Annotated in this window: 14 protein-coding genes; 4 read left to right on the forward strand and 10 right to left on the reverse strand. The window is 66.8% G+C overall.

All coding sequences use genetic code 11. The features are described 5' to 3' along the window. Positions 1-190 precede the first annotated feature (190 nt). Positions 191-3769, reverse strand: coding sequence for a methionine synthase (gene metH, locus MKAN_RS02270; RefSeq protein WP_023364706.1), 3579 nt, complete (start codon positions 3767-3769; stop codon positions 191-193). 119 nt (positions 3770-3888) lie between these two features. On the opposite strand from metH, the gene MKAN_RS02275 reads away from it, so the two are divergent. Beyond that, positions 3889-4743 carry a PAC2 family protein gene (locus MKAN_RS02275; RefSeq protein WP_042313224.1) on the forward strand — a complete coding sequence of 285 codons (855 nt, stop codon included), beginning with the start codon at positions 3889-3891 and terminating at the stop codon, positions 4741-4743. Here the strand turns inward: MKAN_RS02275 and MKAN_RS02280 are convergent. From MKAN_RS02280 to MKAN_RS02320, 9 genes are all read right to left on the reverse strand, one after another. Beyond that, positions 4740-5924, reverse strand: a complete 1185-nt coding sequence (locus tag MKAN_RS02280; protein ID WP_023364708.1) for an FAD-dependent monooxygenase — start codon at positions 5922-5924, stop codon at positions 4740-4742. The genes MKAN_RS02275 and MKAN_RS02280 overlap by 4 nt on opposite strands. Positions 5925-5946: 22 nt before the next feature. Continuing rightward, positions 5947-6840 (reverse strand): SDR family oxidoreductase, encoded by an 894-nt coding sequence (locus MKAN_RS02285; RefSeq protein ID WP_023364709.1) that lies wholly within the window; start codon positions 6838-6840, stop codon positions 5947-5949. 24 nt (positions 6841-6864) lie between these two features. Continuing rightward, on the reverse strand, positions 6865-8109 hold the full coding sequence (gene mshC, locus MKAN_RS02290) for a cysteine--1-D-myo-inosityl 2-amino-2-deoxy-alpha-D-glucopyranoside ligase (RefSeq protein ID WP_023364710.1): 1245 nt from the start codon (positions 8107-8109) through the stop codon (positions 6865-6867). Between the two features lie 421 nt (positions 8110-8530). Beyond that, positions 8531-9319: a 3'(2'),5'-bisphosphate nucleotidase CysQ gene (locus tag MKAN_RS02295; RefSeq protein WP_023364711.1), complete on the reverse strand. Its 789-nt coding sequence runs from the start codon at positions 9317-9319 to the stop codon at positions 8531-8533. Positions 9320-9823: 504 nt separating this feature from the next. Beyond that, complete coding sequence (locus MKAN_RS02300; protein ID WP_023364712.1) at positions 9824-10639, reverse strand: SCO1664 family protein; 816 nt, start codon at positions 10637-10639, stop codon at positions 9824-9826. Beyond that, complete coding sequence (locus MKAN_RS02305) at positions 10623-11210, reverse strand: DUF3090 domain-containing protein (protein WP_023364713.1); 588 nt, start codon at positions 11208-11210, stop codon at positions 10623-10625. Before MKAN_RS02305 ends, MKAN_RS02300 begins: the two co-directional genes overlap by 17 nt. Positions 11211-11272: 62 nt before the next feature. Then, the gene (locus MKAN_RS02310) at positions 11273-12001 is read right to left on the reverse strand and encodes a histidine phosphatase family protein (protein WP_023364714.1); all 729 of its coding nucleotides are present in this window, start codon (positions 11999-12001) and stop codon (positions 11273-11275) included. After that, the gene (locus tag MKAN_RS02315; protein WP_023364715.1) at positions 11998-12828 is read right to left on the reverse strand and encodes an undecaprenyl-diphosphate phosphatase; all 831 of its coding nucleotides are present in this window, start codon (positions 12826-12828) and stop codon (positions 11998-12000) included. The genes MKAN_RS02310 and MKAN_RS02315 overlap by 4 nt, the downstream gene beginning before the upstream one ends. 61 nt (positions 12829-12889) lie before the next feature. After that, entirely contained in the window at positions 12890-13192 is a 303-nt protein-coding gene (locus tag MKAN_RS02320; RefSeq protein ID WP_023364716.1) for a hypothetical protein, read from the reverse strand. A 122-nt stretch (positions 13193-13314) separates the two neighbouring features. Here MKAN_RS02320 and MKAN_RS02325 point away from each other — a divergent pair, with 122 nt between their 5' ends. Genes MKAN_RS02325 through MKAN_RS02335 form a run of 3 tightly spaced genes read left to right on the forward strand, consistent with a single transcriptional unit; the run spans position 13315 to position 15733 of the window. Continuing rightward, positions 13315-14364 carry an SMP-30/gluconolactonase/LRE family protein gene (locus tag MKAN_RS02325; protein WP_036393495.1) on the forward strand — a complete coding sequence of 350 codons (1050 nt, stop codon included), beginning with the start codon at positions 13315-13317 and terminating at the stop codon, positions 14362-14364. After that, a complete protein-coding gene (locus MKAN_RS02330; protein WP_036393181.1) occupies positions 14361-14624 on the forward strand; it encodes a DUF5703 family protein in 264 nt (87 codons plus the stop codon). The genes MKAN_RS02325 and MKAN_RS02330 overlap by 4 nt, the downstream gene beginning before the upstream one ends. A gap of 26 nt (positions 14625-14650) precedes the next feature. Then, the gene (locus MKAN_RS02335) at positions 14651-15733 is read left to right on the forward strand and encodes a quinone-dependent dihydroorotate dehydrogenase (RefSeq protein WP_051404563.1); all 1083 of its coding nucleotides are present in this window, start codon (positions 14651-14653) and stop codon (positions 15731-15733) included. Positions 15734-15761 lie beyond the last annotated feature (28 nt).

Raw genomic sequence — 15761 nt, forward strand, 5'->3', positions numbered from 1 at the left:
TCGCCAAACCGGCCGCTTCGATTTCGCGCCGTAAAAATCCTGGTGAATTAAAGGAATTGTTTCGATTAACAATGACAGGCGGTATCCACCGGTATACGGAATTCGACTGTCCCCCGATCGGCGGACAGACAGCGCGTCGTCGAACTGATATCAGGTCGATCGCGACCAGCCGCCGTTACCGGTGGCCGAGTCAGACGTTGAAGTACTTGGCCTCGGGATGGTGCAGGACGAACGCGTCGGTCGACTGCTCGGGATGCAGCTGCAACTCCTCGGACAGCGTCACGCCGATACGGTCGGGCTCCAGCAGCTGCATCATCTTGGCGCGGTCCTCGAGGTCCGGACATGCCCCGTACCCGAAGGCGAACCGGGCACCCCGGTAACCCAACTTGAAATAGTCCTCGACGGCGTCGGGGTCCTCGGCGGCCATCGTGCGGTCGGCCGAGTACCTGAGCTCCTCCCGGATACGCCGGTGCCAGTACTCGGCCAGCGCTTCGGTGAGCTGCACGCCGATACCGTGGACTTCGAGATAGTCGCGGTAGGAGTCGGCGGCGAACAACTCGTTGGCGAAGTCGGCGATCGGCTGGCCCATGGTCACCAGCTGGAACGGCAGCACATCCACCTGACCCCGCTCGCGGGCGTGCTCGCGTGACCGGACGAAATCGGCGATGCACAAGAACCGGCCGCGCTGCTGGCGCGGGAACCTGAAGCGGTAGCGTTCCTCGGCGTCGGCTGCGGGTTCGGTGAGGACCACGACCTCGTCACCTTCGGACACAGCCGGGAAGTAGCCGTACACCACCGCGGCGTGCGCCAGGATGCCGTCGGTGGACAACCGGTCCAGCCAGTAGCGCAGCCGCGGCCGCCCTTCGGTCTCGACCAGGTCTTCGTATGACGGTCCGTCAGCCCCACGCTGACCACGTAATCCCCACTGGCCCAGGAATAATGCGCGCTCGTCGAGCATGCCGGTGTAGTCGGCGACAGCCAGGCCCTTGACGATCCGCGAACCCCAGAACGGCGGGGCGGGCACCTCGATATCGGCGGCGACATCGGAGCGTTCCGGGATTTCGACCGGCTCCTCGGCGGCTTTGCGCTGTGCCGCAATGCGTTTGGAGCGTTCGTGACGAGCCTTGCGCTCGGCTTCCTTCTTGCGGGCTTGGATGGCTTCCGGACTGTCGACGTCCGGTGCTTCGCCTCGCTTGGAGCTCATGATGGTGTCCATCAGCTTGAGGCCCTCGAAAGCGTCACGCGCATAGTGCACTTCGCCTTCGTAGATGTCGGCGAGGTCGTTTTCGACATAGCTGCGGGTCAGCGCGGCACCCCCGAGCAGCACCGGGAATTTTTCGGCGACGCCCCTCGAGTTCATCTCCTCGAGGTTCTCCTTCATCACCACCGTGGATTTCACCAGCAGCCCCGACATTCCCACCACGTCGGCGCTCTTGTCCTCGGCCACTTCGAGAATGGTGGCGATGGGCTGCTTGATGCCGATGTTGACCACCTCGTAGCCGTTGTTGCTCAAGATGATGTCGACCAGGTTCTTGCCGATGTCGTGCACGTCGCCCTTGACGGTGGCCAGGACGATGCGACCCTTACCCGAATCGTCATCGGATTTCTCCATATGCGGTTCGAGATACGCGACGGCGGTCTTCATCACCTCGGCCGACTGCAGCACGAACGGCAGTTGCATCTGGCCCGAGCCGAACAGCTCACCGACCGTCTTCATGCCGGCCAGCAGGTTCTCGTTGATGATCTCCAGCGGCGGCTTCTGAGTCATCGCCTCGTCGAGATCGGCTTCCAGGCCGTTACGTTCGCCGTCGACGATGCGTTGGGCCAGCCGCTCGAACAGCGGCAGCTTGGCTAGTTCGGCCGCGCGCGATTCCTTCGACGACGCCGCCGACACACCTTCGAAGAGGCGCATCAGCTCCTGCAGCGGGTCGTAGCCGTCGCGGCGGCGGTCATAGACCAGATCGAGCGCCACCGTGCGTTGTTCCTCGGGGATCCGGTTCATCGGCAGGATCTTCGAGGCGTGCACGATCGCCGAATCCAAGCCGGCCTCCTGACATTCGTGCAGGAACACCGAGTTGAGCACTTGGCGCGCAGCAGGATTGAGGCCGAAAGAGATGTTGGACAGCCCGAGCGTGGTCTGCACGTCCGGGTGGCGTTTCTTGAGTTCCCGGATGGCCTCGATGGTTTCGATGCCGTCTTTGCGAGACTCCTCCTGACCGGTGGCGATGGTGAAGGTCAACGTGTCGATGAGAATCGACGATTCGTCCACACCCCAGTTGGTGGTGATGTCGTTGATCAGCCGCTCGGCGATTTCGACCTTCTTCTCGGCGGTGCGCGCCTGGCCCTCTTCGTCGATGGTCAGCGCGACCACCGCCGCGCCGTGTTCGGCGACCAGCTCCATGGTCTTGGCAAAGCGCGATTCCGGGCCGTCGCCGTCCTCGTAGTTCACCGAGTTGATGGCGCAGCGACCGCCGAGGTGCTCCAAACCGGCTTGCAGCACCGGGGTTTCGGTGGAGTCCAGCATGATCGGCAAGGTCGACGACGTGGCCAGCCGGCTGGCCAGGGCCTTCATGTCGGCGACGCCGTCACGGCCGACGTAGTCGACGCACAGGTCCAGCAGATGCGCGCCGTCGCGGGTCTGGTCCTTGGCGATGTCCAGGCATTTCTGGTAGTCCTCGGCGATCATCGCCTCGCGAAAACCCTTGGAGCCGTTGGCGTTGGTGCGCTCGCCGATCACCAGGACCGAGGCGTCCTGGGCGAACGGAACGGCGCTGTACAGCGACGACACCGAGGGCTCGAAACTCACCTGGCGTTCTGGGCGTGGGGCGCCGACGACCGCGGCGGCGACTTCGCGGATGTGGGCCGGCGTGGTGCCACAGCAGCCACCGACCAGCGACAGGCCGAACTCGGCGATGAATCCGGACAGCGCCTCGGCCAGCTCGTCGGGCCGCAACGGATACTCTGCGCCCTTGGCGCCCAGCACCGGCAGGCCGGCGTTGGGCATCACCGACACCGGGATGCGGGCGTGCCGGGACAGGTAGCGCAGGTGCTCGCTCATCTCGGCGGGGCCCGTCGCACAGTTCAAGCCGATCATGTCCACACCCAGCGGCTCGACCGCGGTCAGCGCCGCGCCGATCTCACTGCCCAGCAGCATGGTGCCGGTGGTTTCCACGGTGACGTGGGCGAACACCGGAATGTGGCGGCCGGCCTGCTTCATCGCCCGCCGCGACCCCAGCACCGCGGCCTTGAGCTGCAGCAGGTCCTGGCAGGTCTCCACCAGAATGGAGTCGGCCCCGCCGTCCAGCATGCCGAGTGCAGCCTCGGTGTAGGCGTCTCGGATCACCGCGTAGTCGGTGTGCCCCAAGGTCGGCAGCTTGGTGCCCGGCCCCATCGACCCCAGCACGTAGCGCTTGCGCTCGGGGGTAGATAGCTCGTCGGCGACCCGGCGCGCGATGGTGGTGCCCTTTTCCGACAGGTCGCGGATCTTGTCGGCGATGTCGTAGTCGCCCAGGTTGGACAGGTTGCAGCCGAAGGTGTTGGTTTCCACCGCGTCCGCGCCGGCCTCGAAATAGTTGCGATGGATGGTTTCCAGCACGTCAGGGCGGGTTTCGTTGAGGATCTCGTTGCAGCCCTCCAGGCCGCGGAAGTCATCCAGCGTCAGATCGGCGGCCTGCAGCTGGGTGCCCATCGCGCCATCGCCCACCACCACGCGCTGCGCCAAAACGTCAAGGAGATCAGTGTCGTAGCGGGGCTTGTTAGCGGCAGTCACATGGCAAGAATAGTCGGCCTATGGATTTGCCTCAGTCGTTGACAGCGCTCTGACAGGTCAGGCCCAGGCCGTACGCTGATCGTGTGACCCTGCCGGATGCTGAGCCCGACGGCGGCCAAATGCTGCCCGAACTGCACAACACCGTCGTCGTGGCGGCGTTCGAGGGCTGGAACGACGCCGGTGACGCGGCCAGCGACGCCGTCTCGCACCTGGCCGACATCTGGGATGCGCGTCCCATCGTGGAGATCGACGACGAGGCCTACTACGACTACCAGGTGAACCGCCCGGTCATCCGTCAGGTCGACGGGGTCACCCGGGAACTGGAGTGGCCGGCCATGCGCATCTCGCACTGCCGCCCGCCAGGTAGTGACCGCGACGTCGTCTTGATGCACGGGGTGGAGCCGAACATGCGCTGGCGCACCTTCTGCGCCGAGCTGCTGGCCATCGTCGACAAACTCAATGTCGACACCGTCGTCATCCTCGGAGCGCTGCTGGCCGATACCCCGCACACTCGCCCCGTGCCGGTCTCGGGCGCGGCCTACTCCCCCGAATCGGCGCAGATCTTCGGGCTGCAGGAAACCCGCTACGAGGGACCGACCGGCATCGCCGGGGTGTTTCAGTATGCGTGCGTGGCAGCCGGCATCCCGGCGGTGACGTTCTGGGCGGCGGTGCCGCACTACGTGTCGCACCCACCGAACCCGAAAGCCACGGTGGCCCTGCTGCGCCGGGTTGAAGACGTGCTCGACGTCGAGGTCCCGCTGGGCGACTTGCCGACCCAAGCCGAAGCCTGGGCGCAGGAGATCAGCGAGATGGCCGCCGAAGACGACGAGCTGGCCGAGTATGTGCAGTCGCTCGAACAGCACGGCGACGCCGCCGTCGACGTCAACGACGTTTTGGGCACGATCGACGGCGACGCGCTGGCCGCCGAGTTCGAGCGCTATCTGCGCCGGCGCCGCCCGGGGTTTGGGCGTTAGTCGCCAGATCCGAGCCGAAGCATCGTGATCAGCGCCGTCGGCTCGCCTGCCAGGGTGGCCTCGATGAATCGGTTGACCAGCGGGCGCCAGCTGAGCCGCAGCATGGCACGGCGGATCGCCGACTGCGACGGCCCCGGCCACAGCCAGCCGGAGGCAGCCTGGCCGCTCTGTTGCTTGTCTTCCACCACCGGACGCCAAAGCCGTTCGTAGAAGGCCAGCGCGCGCTCCACCGATGACGTCTTGCGCAGCTGTTCGGACAGCACATAGGCGCTGGCCACGGCCAGCGAAGCGCCCTGCCGGCTCAGCGCCGAGACCGCGAAGCTGGCGTCACCGATCAGCACCACCCGCTTGCTGCTCCAGCGCGGCATCTGGATCTGCGCGACCTGGTCGTATTCGACCGCGCCGTCTTCCGGGCATCGATCGAGCACTTCGGCTACCAGCCCGCCCATCCCGGCATACTCCTCGCGCAGGGCGGCCCGAACGTCGTGCGGTGGGCTTGCGTCGACCGTGCGGTACACCGCCGTCACCGCGGTCCGGCCGTCTCGCAGCAGGTGGAGGCCGAGTTGGCGATCGGCCGTATCGGTGAAAACGACATGCTCGGCGGCTGACCCCCGAACGCCGGGAGCGTCCAGCACGAAGGAGGCGGAGCGGAATCCCGGGTATCGCAGATATTGCGGCTCCACACCGAATACCAGGGTCCGAACGGTCGAGTGGATGCCGTCGGCGCCGACCAGGAGGTCGGCATCCAGTTGTGCACCGCGTTGCAGTGTGACAGTCACCCGATCGTCTCGTTGCGCCACGTCGGACACCGTTGCGCCGAAGCGCAGCTCCACCTGTGGCGGAAGGTTGTCCAGCAACACCTTTTCCAGATCCGGGCGCATTACCCGGCACAGCCGGCCGTCGAGCGCCCTAGCGATCTGCCGGTAGGGCAGCGCCGCCCTTCGCCGACCGTGCCGGTCGATCAGGCTGGAATCGCCGAGGGGATAGCCGACCCGTTGGATCGCGGGCAAGACTCCGATGGCCTCCGCGGCGTCGTAACCGGCGCCATAGAAGTCGATCATGTGGCCGTGGGTGCGGGGACCGGAGGAGCGTTCGAGAACGACGACCTCGGCTCCGAGCGCCGACAACCGCTCCGCCAAGCTCAGCCCGGCGGTTCCGGCGCCGCAGATGGCCACTTTCACGGGGTCACCCGGGCGGATTCGACTACTGCTTCTCCGAAGCGTTGTCCAGAGCGTGGGTATACGCGCTGGTGGACCGACCGAGCGCGGCCGCCTCGGCGTCCATCCGGGGCAACAGCTCGGCGGTGATCTTGCGGATGGGACGTTCCCCGACCGACGTCGACAGCACCGGCTTGAGCCAGCGGAACAGGCCCACCCATCGCGGGCAGAAGATGCGCGTCTTGCGGCCCTCGATGCCCTTGACGAACGCTGCCGCGCACTTGTTGACCGACGTGGTGAGGTTCAGCGGCCAGGGCAGCCTCCTCAGAAGCTCGTCGAACGCGGGCAAGTCGGCCTTGGTGTCGCGGACCAGCGCGGTGTCGATCCAGGACATGTGGGCCGAGCCGACACTGACGCCGTGGTGGGCAACTTCCAGTCGAAGCGCATTGGCGAATATCTCGACTCCGGCCTTGGTTGCGTTGTAGGGCGCCAGACCCGGAGAGGCCGCGAACGCGGCCAGCGACGACACGATCAGCACGTAGCCACGGCGCTCGATCACCGCCGGCAAGGTGGCCCGCACGGTGTGAAAAACGCCGAGCACATTGACGTCCAGTACTCGCTTGAATGCCTCCGGATCGACCTGGAGCACAGACCCGTAGCTGGCTATTCCGGCGTTGGCGATGACGACGTCGATGCCGCCGAACTTTTCGATCGCCAGATCGGCCGCGGCCTGCATCGCGGACAGATCGCGGACGTCGGCCACGACGGTCAGCACCCGACCGTCGCCGCCCAGTTCGGCGGCAATGGTGGTCAGCTCCGCTGTGCCGATATCCGTGAGCACCAGTTTGGCGCCCTTGTTGTGCAGCCGGCGGGCGACCTCGGCCCCGATTCCGCGAGCACCGCCAGTGATGAAGACGACCTTGTCCTGCACCGATGTCATGGCCGAAAACGTACCATTGCGGGCCTAGAGGTCCACTCCTAACAGGGCGTCGATGGCGGTCGCCACCGATGTCGGCGCGCTCTCGTCGTGGCCACCGTATTCGAGGGCGTCGGTAGCCCAACCATCAAGTGCCGCAATCGCTTTGGGCGTGTCGAGGTCGTCGGCCAGGTAGCGGCGCACCCGTGCGATGACGTCGGCGGCGTCCGGACCGGCGGGCAGTGCGGTGGCGGTGCGCCAGCGTTGTAGCCGGCCTGCGGCCTCGTCGAGCACCTGGTGCGTCCAGAAGCGGTCTTCGCGGTAATGCCCGGCCAGCAGACCCAGCCGCACCGCCGACGGTTCGACGCCCTGCGCGCGCAGCGTCGACACCAGCACCAGGTTTCCGCGACTCTTGGACATCTTGTGGCCGTCCCAGCCGATCATCCCGGCGTGCACATAGTGTCTGGCGAATCGACGCTCACCGGTGACGCATTCGGCGTGGGCGGCGGTGAACTCGTGGTGCGGAAAGATCAGGTCGCTGCCGCCGCCCTGGATATCCAGCCCGCTGTTGATGCGGCTGAGGGCGATAGCGGCGCATTCGACGTGCCAGCCGGGTCGGCCGGGCCCGAATGGCGACGGCCAACTGGGTTCGCCGGCGCGGGCGGCGCGCCACAGTAAGGCGTCGAGTTGATCCGTCTTGCCGGGCCGGCTCGGGTCGCCGCCGCGCTGCTCGAACAGGGTCAGCATCGTGTCGCGGTCACAACCGGATTCGTAGCCGAACTGCACGGTGGCGTCGGCCCGGTAGTAGATGTCGGGGTAGTCCCCTATTTCCGGGTCGACCGTGTACGCGGCTCCGGACGCCAACATTTTTTCGATGAGCTCGACCATTTCGGCTACAGCCTCGGTGGCGGCGACGTAATCGTGGGGCGGCAGCACCCGCAACGCCTCCATGTCGGCGCGGAACAGCTTGACCTCGCGGTCAGCGAGCTCGCGCCAGTCAACGCCGTCGCGGTCGGCGCGCTCGAATAACGGATCGTCGACGTCGGTGACATTCTGCACGTACTGCACGTCATGGCCCAGGTCCAGCCACAGCCGATGGATCAGGTCGAACGCAAGATATGTTGCGGCGTGGCCCAGATGCGTGGCGTCGTAGGGGGTGATCCCGCAGACGTACATGGTCGCCTTGGGTCCGGGTGTCACTGGGCGCACCTGACGATCGGCGGTGTCGTATAGTCGCAGCTCCGGCCCGCGCCCCGGCAGGTTCGGAACCGGGGCAGAAGACCACGATCGCATGCCCTCGACTTTAAGCCCGGCGACTCAAACGTTACGAGCGGCCCGCGCAGCGGGCCGTTGAGGAGCCGGGCAATCAGACCCAGCCCGGCGACTCAAACGTTACGAGCGGCCCGCGCAGCGGGGCGCTCGGAGTGGCCAGCCGACGATGCGGGCGCGTAGCGGCGTTGTCACGAGCCGCGGCTTGGATGTTGGGCCGGGTGGGCTTGGGGGGCTTGGGGGGCGACCAGTTTGGGCCCGACGATGTCGCGGTCAGCACAGCGGCCTTGGCTGCAACGAGTGTGAACGTCGGGCTTTGATTGTGCAGCTATGGCGACCGATCTTGCGTGTCGACCGCCCTGCACGCACATTCGACGCCACCAGCTCACACTCGACGCCACGAGCTCACACTCGACGCCACGAGAAACGACAACTGTTCGACGGCCTACCGCCACGTTCGCCGCATAGCACCAAGCAGGACGGGTGCCAGCTCCTTTCGGCACATCAAGAAGTCGGGCAAGTAGGGGTCGAGTTGGTTGTACTGCAACGGCGAGCCGTCCAAGCGTGACGCGTGCATTCCCGCAGCGAGCACCACTCCGGCCGGCGCCGCAGAATCCCATTCCCATTGGCCTCCGGCGTGCAGGTAGGCGTCGGCGTAGCCGTCGATCACGGCCATCGCCTTGGCTCCCGCCGAGCCGATCCGCACCAATTCGATATCCACCGTCTGCTGGATGTAGTGCAGGATCGCCGGCGGTCGGTTAGCGCTGACGGCGACTCTGATGACGTCTGGAATGCCGGTGGGCGCGGCGTCGGCAGTGACGGTGTCGCTGCGGTACACGATGTTCCCGCGGGCCGGCAGTGAAACCGCCGCGTCGGTGATCTGCGGTCTGCCATTGGTAGTGCGCTGCCACAAGGCGACATGAACCGCCCAGTCGTCGCGGCCTCGGGTCGAGAACTCGCGAGTACCGTCCAACGGGTCGATGATCCACACCCGGTCGCACTTCAGCCGGACCAAATCGTCGTGGGCTTCCTCGCTGAGCACCGCATCACCGGGCCGTGCAGCTCGTAGCCGCCGCACCAACAGTGAGTTGGCCCGGGCGTCGCCGGCATCGCCGAGGGCCCACGGGTGGTCGAAGCCGACCTCGTCGCGCAGCGCCAGCAACAACTCCCCGGCTTCAGCCGCAAGATCGGCAGCTAGCTGCGCGTCAGTCAGGTCATCCGCAGCAGGACTCACCGATTCAGTATCGCGGAGCTAGGCGTATGCCCGGCAAACGGGACCGGACGCACCGAATCAGTCAGCCGAACACGTCGTCGACCACGAGCTCATCGGCGAGCCCACCGCGCGCGCTGCCGGATCACCGATCCCCGGCGCACCGAGGTCCCCGCACAGACTGGGCGCTGACACCGAAACCCTGAGCGCCCTGCCGAATACACCCCTTCACCCCCGCGGTTCAGCGGCATATGGGCCAATCCCCGATGACGGTGGTCAGCCCACACTCGCGTCGTCACACGGCCGCCCGGAGGACTCGGCGACCGCGGCGTGCGGGAGGCCCAGCTCGGCGACCAGCCGAAAATCCGGCGATTCGGTACGCGATAATTTCACGCATCCCGATGGGGCGAGCACGCTTTCACCCCGACGGCCGCCCCGGCCGGCGCCGACCCCGCAAACAGATGCTGTTCGGCGGCTATCCGGTGCGCATCGCGGACGAGCGCCCGAAAACCCTGGGCAAGAGACCCGCTAGAACGCCGGCCACGGAATCGGACGATGCCGGTTAGGTCCGGGCATCACCGGATTGTCCAGCAGGGCGCGCACCCGCCGCCGCAGCGCGGCGATTTCGGCGCTGGTGACGTGGTCGCGCAGCTCATCGGCGAGCGACCCGCGCAGGTCATCGGCAAGCCTGGCAATGGGCTCGAGCGTTGGTTCGTCGATTGGCTTGCCCGCCCACCCCCACAGCACGGTGCGCAGCTTGTCCTGGACATGCATGCACACGCCATGGTCGACGCCATACACCCGGCCGTCGATGCCACACAGGATGTGGCCGCCCTTACGGTCGGCGTTGTTGACCAGGACATCGAACACCGCCATCCGCCGCAACTGGTCGTCGTCGGCGTGCATCAAAACGACCTCGTCGCCGGCGTAGTCATAGGCGCGCAGCACGGGCAGATAACCCGGCCGCGCCTTGCCCGTCGGAAACAGGTCCACCAAATCCGGTCCGGGACGCGCCTCGGCGTCCAGGGAATCACCAGGTTGCCGCACCCACAGCTGCAACATGCCCGGCCCCGCCGGTCCGTCACGAATTACGGTGTAGGGCACGATGTTCCAGCCCAACGATGCCGACACCAGATAGGCGCTGAGTTCCCGACCGGCCAACGTCCCGTCGGGAAAATCCCACAGCGGTTGCTCGCCTGCCACCGGCTTGTAGACGCAGTGGACGGTCTTGCCGCCCAGCGTCGACTCGCACAGAAATGTCGCGTTGCTCGCCGAGCGGATGCGTCCCAGAACGGTCAGCTCGCCGTGGCGCAATACCTCACATTCGTCATTGCTCGGGTTCATCGTCAGACCCGAACAACAGGTCGCGCCGGTAGCCGTTGGTCCGCGCACAGATATGTCCCTGCGGATCCAGCGGTTCCTGACACAGCGGGCATGGCGGTCGGCCCGCCGAGATGACCCGGTTGGACCTGGTAGCAAACTGCCGCGCCGACTCCGGTGTCAGGAACACCCGTACCGCGTCGGGGCCCTCGTCGGTGTCGTCGAGTACCACGGACGCGTCGAACTCCGCGTCGGTGACGGCCAACAGCTCGACGACCACCGTCTGCGCCTCCGAATCCCAGCCGAGTCCCATCGTCCCGACCCGAAATTCGGCGTCCACGGGCATGATCAACGGGTTGAGGTCCTCAACCTCGGCGGGCTCCGGGGGCACCGGCGTGCCGAACCGGCGGTTCACCTCCAGCAACAGCGCGCCGATGCGTTCGGCAAGCACCGCGACTTGCTGCTTCTCCAGGACCACCGACACCACGCGGTCGTCATGAGCCGCCTGAATGTAAAACGTGCGGTTTCCGGGCTGGCCAACGGTCCCGGCGACGAAGCGGTCGGGTGTGCGGAATACGTGAATTGCGCGCGCCATGGCACCTCCAAAATACCGTGCAGACGCCGCCCGATCGACCGGGCCGGCGCAGGCCGGCCGGGCTAATCGGTAGACCCGCCGACCACCGCATCGCCGGAAGGCACCTCAGCGTCCGGCGCCGCCGGCTGCTCGCCGCCAGGCTCCGCCTTGGGCGGAGGTGCCGCACGCAGCCCCGCCGACAACCGCGCCCCGGTGTGGTTGACGTGCAGCACGAAGGGCCGCAACTCGGTGTAGCGGATCACACTTGCCGAGGCGGGGTCGGCGGTGATCCGTTGAAAGCTGTCCAGATGCATCCCGTAGGCATCGGCGATCACCGCCTTGATGACGTCGCCGTGGGTGCAGGCCAGCCATAACACGTCGCCCCCATATTCCAAGGCCAGCCGCCGGTCGTGCTCGCGCACCGCGGTCACCGCGCGGGCCTGCACCTGCGCCAAACCTTCGCCGCCGGGAAACACCGCCGCGCTGGGATGCGCCTGAACCACCCGCCACAACGGCTCGTTGGTCAGCTCGGCGATCTTGCGGCCGGTCCAGTCGCCGTAGTCGACCTCGGCGAGCCGGTCATCGACGAGCGGTTCCAGACACAGCGCGTCAGCCAGCGGTTCGACGGTGGCGCGGCACCGCAGCAGCGGCGACGCCACCACCGCCCGGACCGGTAAGTCACCGAACCGGTCGATCAGCCCGGTCGCCTGCTCCCGCCCCTTGTCGTCAAGGCCGACGCCCTCGGAGCGACCGGCCAGGATGCCGGCGGTGTTCGAGGTGGAACGGCCGTGGCGCAACAGGATGACGGTCATGTCGCGGACACCGTCCCGGTTGCCAATAACACGAGCACTCCCACGCCGACCACGATCCGATAACCCACGAACCAATACATGTTGTGCCGCAACAGGAAATGCAGGAACCAGGCCACCGCCGACAGGCCCACCACGAACGCGATCAGGGTGGCCACCAGCAGCTGCGGCCCGGTGGCGCTCATGCCCTCGGTCACCGGGTGGAAGGCATCAGGCAAGGAGAACAGCCCGGAGGCGAACACCGCAGGGATGGCCAGCAGGAAGCCGAATCGGGCGGCTAACTCGCGGTCGAGCCCCAGAAACAGGCCCGCACTGATGGTCGACCCGGACCGCGAGACGCCGGGGACCAGCGCCAGCGTCTGGGCGATGCCGACCACCACAGCGTCGCGCCAGTTCAGCTGCTCGACCTGACGGCCCTGCCGACCCAGGTATTCGGCGAGCGCGATCACCCCCGAAAAGACCACCATGGCCGTCGCCACCACCCACAGGTTGCGGACCCCGGAACGAATTTCGTCTTTGAAGAACAAGCCCAGAATGCAGATCGGGATGGTCCCGATGATGACGTACCAGCCCAGCCGATAGTCGGCGTTGCGATGCGACTTGACCACCAGCCCGTCCACCCAAGCGCGCAGGATCCGCACGATATCGCGGGCGAAGTACACCAGGACTGCGGCTTCGGTGCCCAGCTGGGTGACCGCGGTGAACGAGGCGCCGGCGTCGTCGCTGAAGAAGATTCGCGACATGATTGCCAGATGCCCCGAGGATGACACCGGCAGGAACTCGGTCAAACCCTGCACCACCGCCAATGAAATGACTTGCCACCAGGACATCGCCGCAACCGCAGACACGACGACGACCGTACCTGGTACGGCACACGGGTATCGGGTGCGACTAGCGCGAAACAGGTACCGCTTGGGCGACCGAATCGCGCACCGCGGCGGCCAGGCTGCGCTCGTCGGTGACATCGATGTCGACCAGACTGCGCACCGACCGCGCGACGACGTCTTCGGCCTGCGGGACCGGCGCGGTCAGGCGCGGCCGGTAGATTTCGACGACAAGTGACCGGTGTTCGATGTGGAAGGAAAAACTACGTCCGTCGCCGACCTGTCCATAGCCGCTGGCGAAGATGCCCGTCGACATGTCTTCGATAGCAAACTGTTTGTTTGCAACATGCCGGTCAGCGGTGACGGTCATGCCGCGACAATACCTCTCCAGTACCACTTTTCGTGGGCAACATGACGAGATCGGACGCGACTTGGATAGGCGAAATTCCTTGAGTTGTGGGACCCATGCTCGACGTTCGGAGGACCGGGCAGTTGCTGACAGCTACTAAGCAAGCAGTTCAACGCTGCCTTTGTGCCGCTGCCGCTTTGCTGACATTGGTGACGGCTTGTTCGTCGAACCCGCTGCACACCGCGCCGCCCACGATCCAGCCCGCGCAGCCCGCCGTGTCTCCGCCGGTTTCCCAGGCGCCGGCGGGGGTGATCCGGCCGTTGAGCGGCCATCCGCAGGCGGCGCTGTACGACAACGGCGCACGCCGGCTGGTGGTTCTTACCCCGGACGCCGATCCGTCGGCGCCATCGGGCATCACCGTGTTCGATGATGCGCAGACTCCATCGCGCGTGATCACCCTGCCCGGACCCGCGACCGCGTTGACCTGCGACGACCACGGCACCGCCTACCTGGCCGCCCGGGGTGGTTACCTCGTGGTCGACCTGTCCGCCGGCCGCATCGCACAGGTCAGCGTCGCCGACGCCGCGGGCACCGACTTCACCGCGATCGCCCGGCGCGCCGACGGCAAGCTGGTGCTGGGCAGCGCCGACGGCGCCGTGTACATCCTGGATTCCGAGAGCTCCGGCACTGCCCGGACAGCCAACCGCATCAAGATCTTCGCACGCGTCGATTCCCTTGTGACACAGGGAAATACCACCGTCGTCCTGGACCGCGGGCAGACGTCGGTGACGACGATCGGCGCCGACGGTCGCGCCCGGCAGGCACTGCGCGCCGGAGAGGGCGCCACTACCCTGGCCGCCGATCCGCTGGGCCGGGTGCTGGTGGCCGACACTCGCGGCGGCCAACTGCTGGTATACGGCGTCGACCCGCTGATCCTGCGCCAGGCCTACCCCGTGCCGCAGGCCCCGTATGGGCTGGCCGGCTCCCGCGAACTGGCCTGGGTATCCCAAACCGCATCCAACGTCGTCATTGGTTACGATCTCAGCACCGGAATACCCGTGGAAAAGGTGCGTTACCCAACCGTGCAGCAACCCAACTCGCTGGCCTTCGACGATGCGTCGGGCACCTTGTACGTGGTGTCGGGGTCGGGTGCCGGGGTCCAGGTCATCGAGCATGCGGCGGGTATCGCGTGACGGGCCGGCCCGCGTCGAGACGGAGCCGGCTGCCCGTGGGTTGGGATACCGATATGTCGGACGAATATGAGTGGGCGCCATTGCGCCTGCCACCGGAAGTGACCAGGCTCAGCGCGTCCACCCGGTTGTCCATCGAGGCCGAGTACCGTGGCTGGGAGCTGACACGGGTGCGGCTCTACACAGACGGCAGCAGACGGGTGTTGTTGCGCCGCAAGAAGTCTCGCCTGGACAACGCGTCGTCCGACCAGCCGGAACCGTGACGGCCGGCGACTGGCGCCAGGGCTGGATATACAGCCTGGTGCGGCGGCTGCTATTCCTCCTCCCGCCCGAGCGTGCCCACACATTCGTGTTCGCCCTGCTGCGTGCCGTCACCGCCGTCGCGCCGGCACGCCGGATGCTGAGCCGATGGCTGGGCCCGACCGATCCGGTGCTGGCCAGCACCGTGTTCGGGGTGCGCTTTCCCGGACCGCTGGGGCTGGCCGCGGGGTTCGACAAGGACGGCACCGGGCTGGACACCTGGGGCGCGTTGGGATTCGGCTATGCCGAGGTGGGCACCGTCACCGCGCGTCCACAACCCGGAAACCCGCCGCCGCGCATGTTCCGGCTGCCCGCCGACCGCGCCCTGCTCAACCGAATGGGATTCAACAACCACGGCGCCGGGGCGCTCGCGATTCGGCTCACCCGGCACCGACCCCGGGTGCCGATCGGGGTCAACATCGGCAAGAGCAAGGCGACGCCGGCCGGCGAAGCGGTTGACGACTACCGGGCCAGTGCCCGGCTGGTCGGTCCGCTGGCCGCCTACCTTGTGGTCAACGTCAGTTCGCCGAACACACCCGGGCTGCGGGATTTGCAGGCGGTGGAGTCACTTCGGCCCATCCTGACCGCCGTGCTGGCCGAAACCTCGACCCCAGTGCTGGTCAAGATCGCGCCGGATCTCTCCGACTCCGACATCGACGACATTGCGGACCTGGCGGTCGAGTTGGGTCTTGCCGGGATCGTCGCGACCAACACCACGGTGTCACGAGACGGCCTGGCGACCCCCGGGGTCGACGAGCTGGGCGCCGGCGGCATTTCCGGACCGCCGGTGGCAGCGCGCGCTGTCCAGGTGTTGCGGCGGCTTCAACACCGGGTCGGTGATCGCCTGGTGTTGATCAGCGTGGGCGGTATCGAGACCGTCGACGATGCATGGGAACGCATCACTGCCGGCGCGACACTGCTGCAGGGCTATACCGGGTTCATCTACGGCGGTGGCTTGTGGGCCAAGCACATTCACGACGGCATCGCCCGCCGGCTGCATGACGGCGGGTTCGCCTCGCTGGCTGACGCCGTGGGCTCGGCTGCTCGGAAGGCCGGGAAACCGCCCGGTTAGGCCCGGCCGCCCCTGGCGCGGCTAACAG

It is taken from the genome of Mycobacterium kansasii ATCC 12478, from assembly GCF_000157895.3.
Lineage (GTDB): Bacteria > Actinomycetota > Actinomycetes > Mycobacteriales > Mycobacteriaceae > Mycobacterium > Mycobacterium kansasii.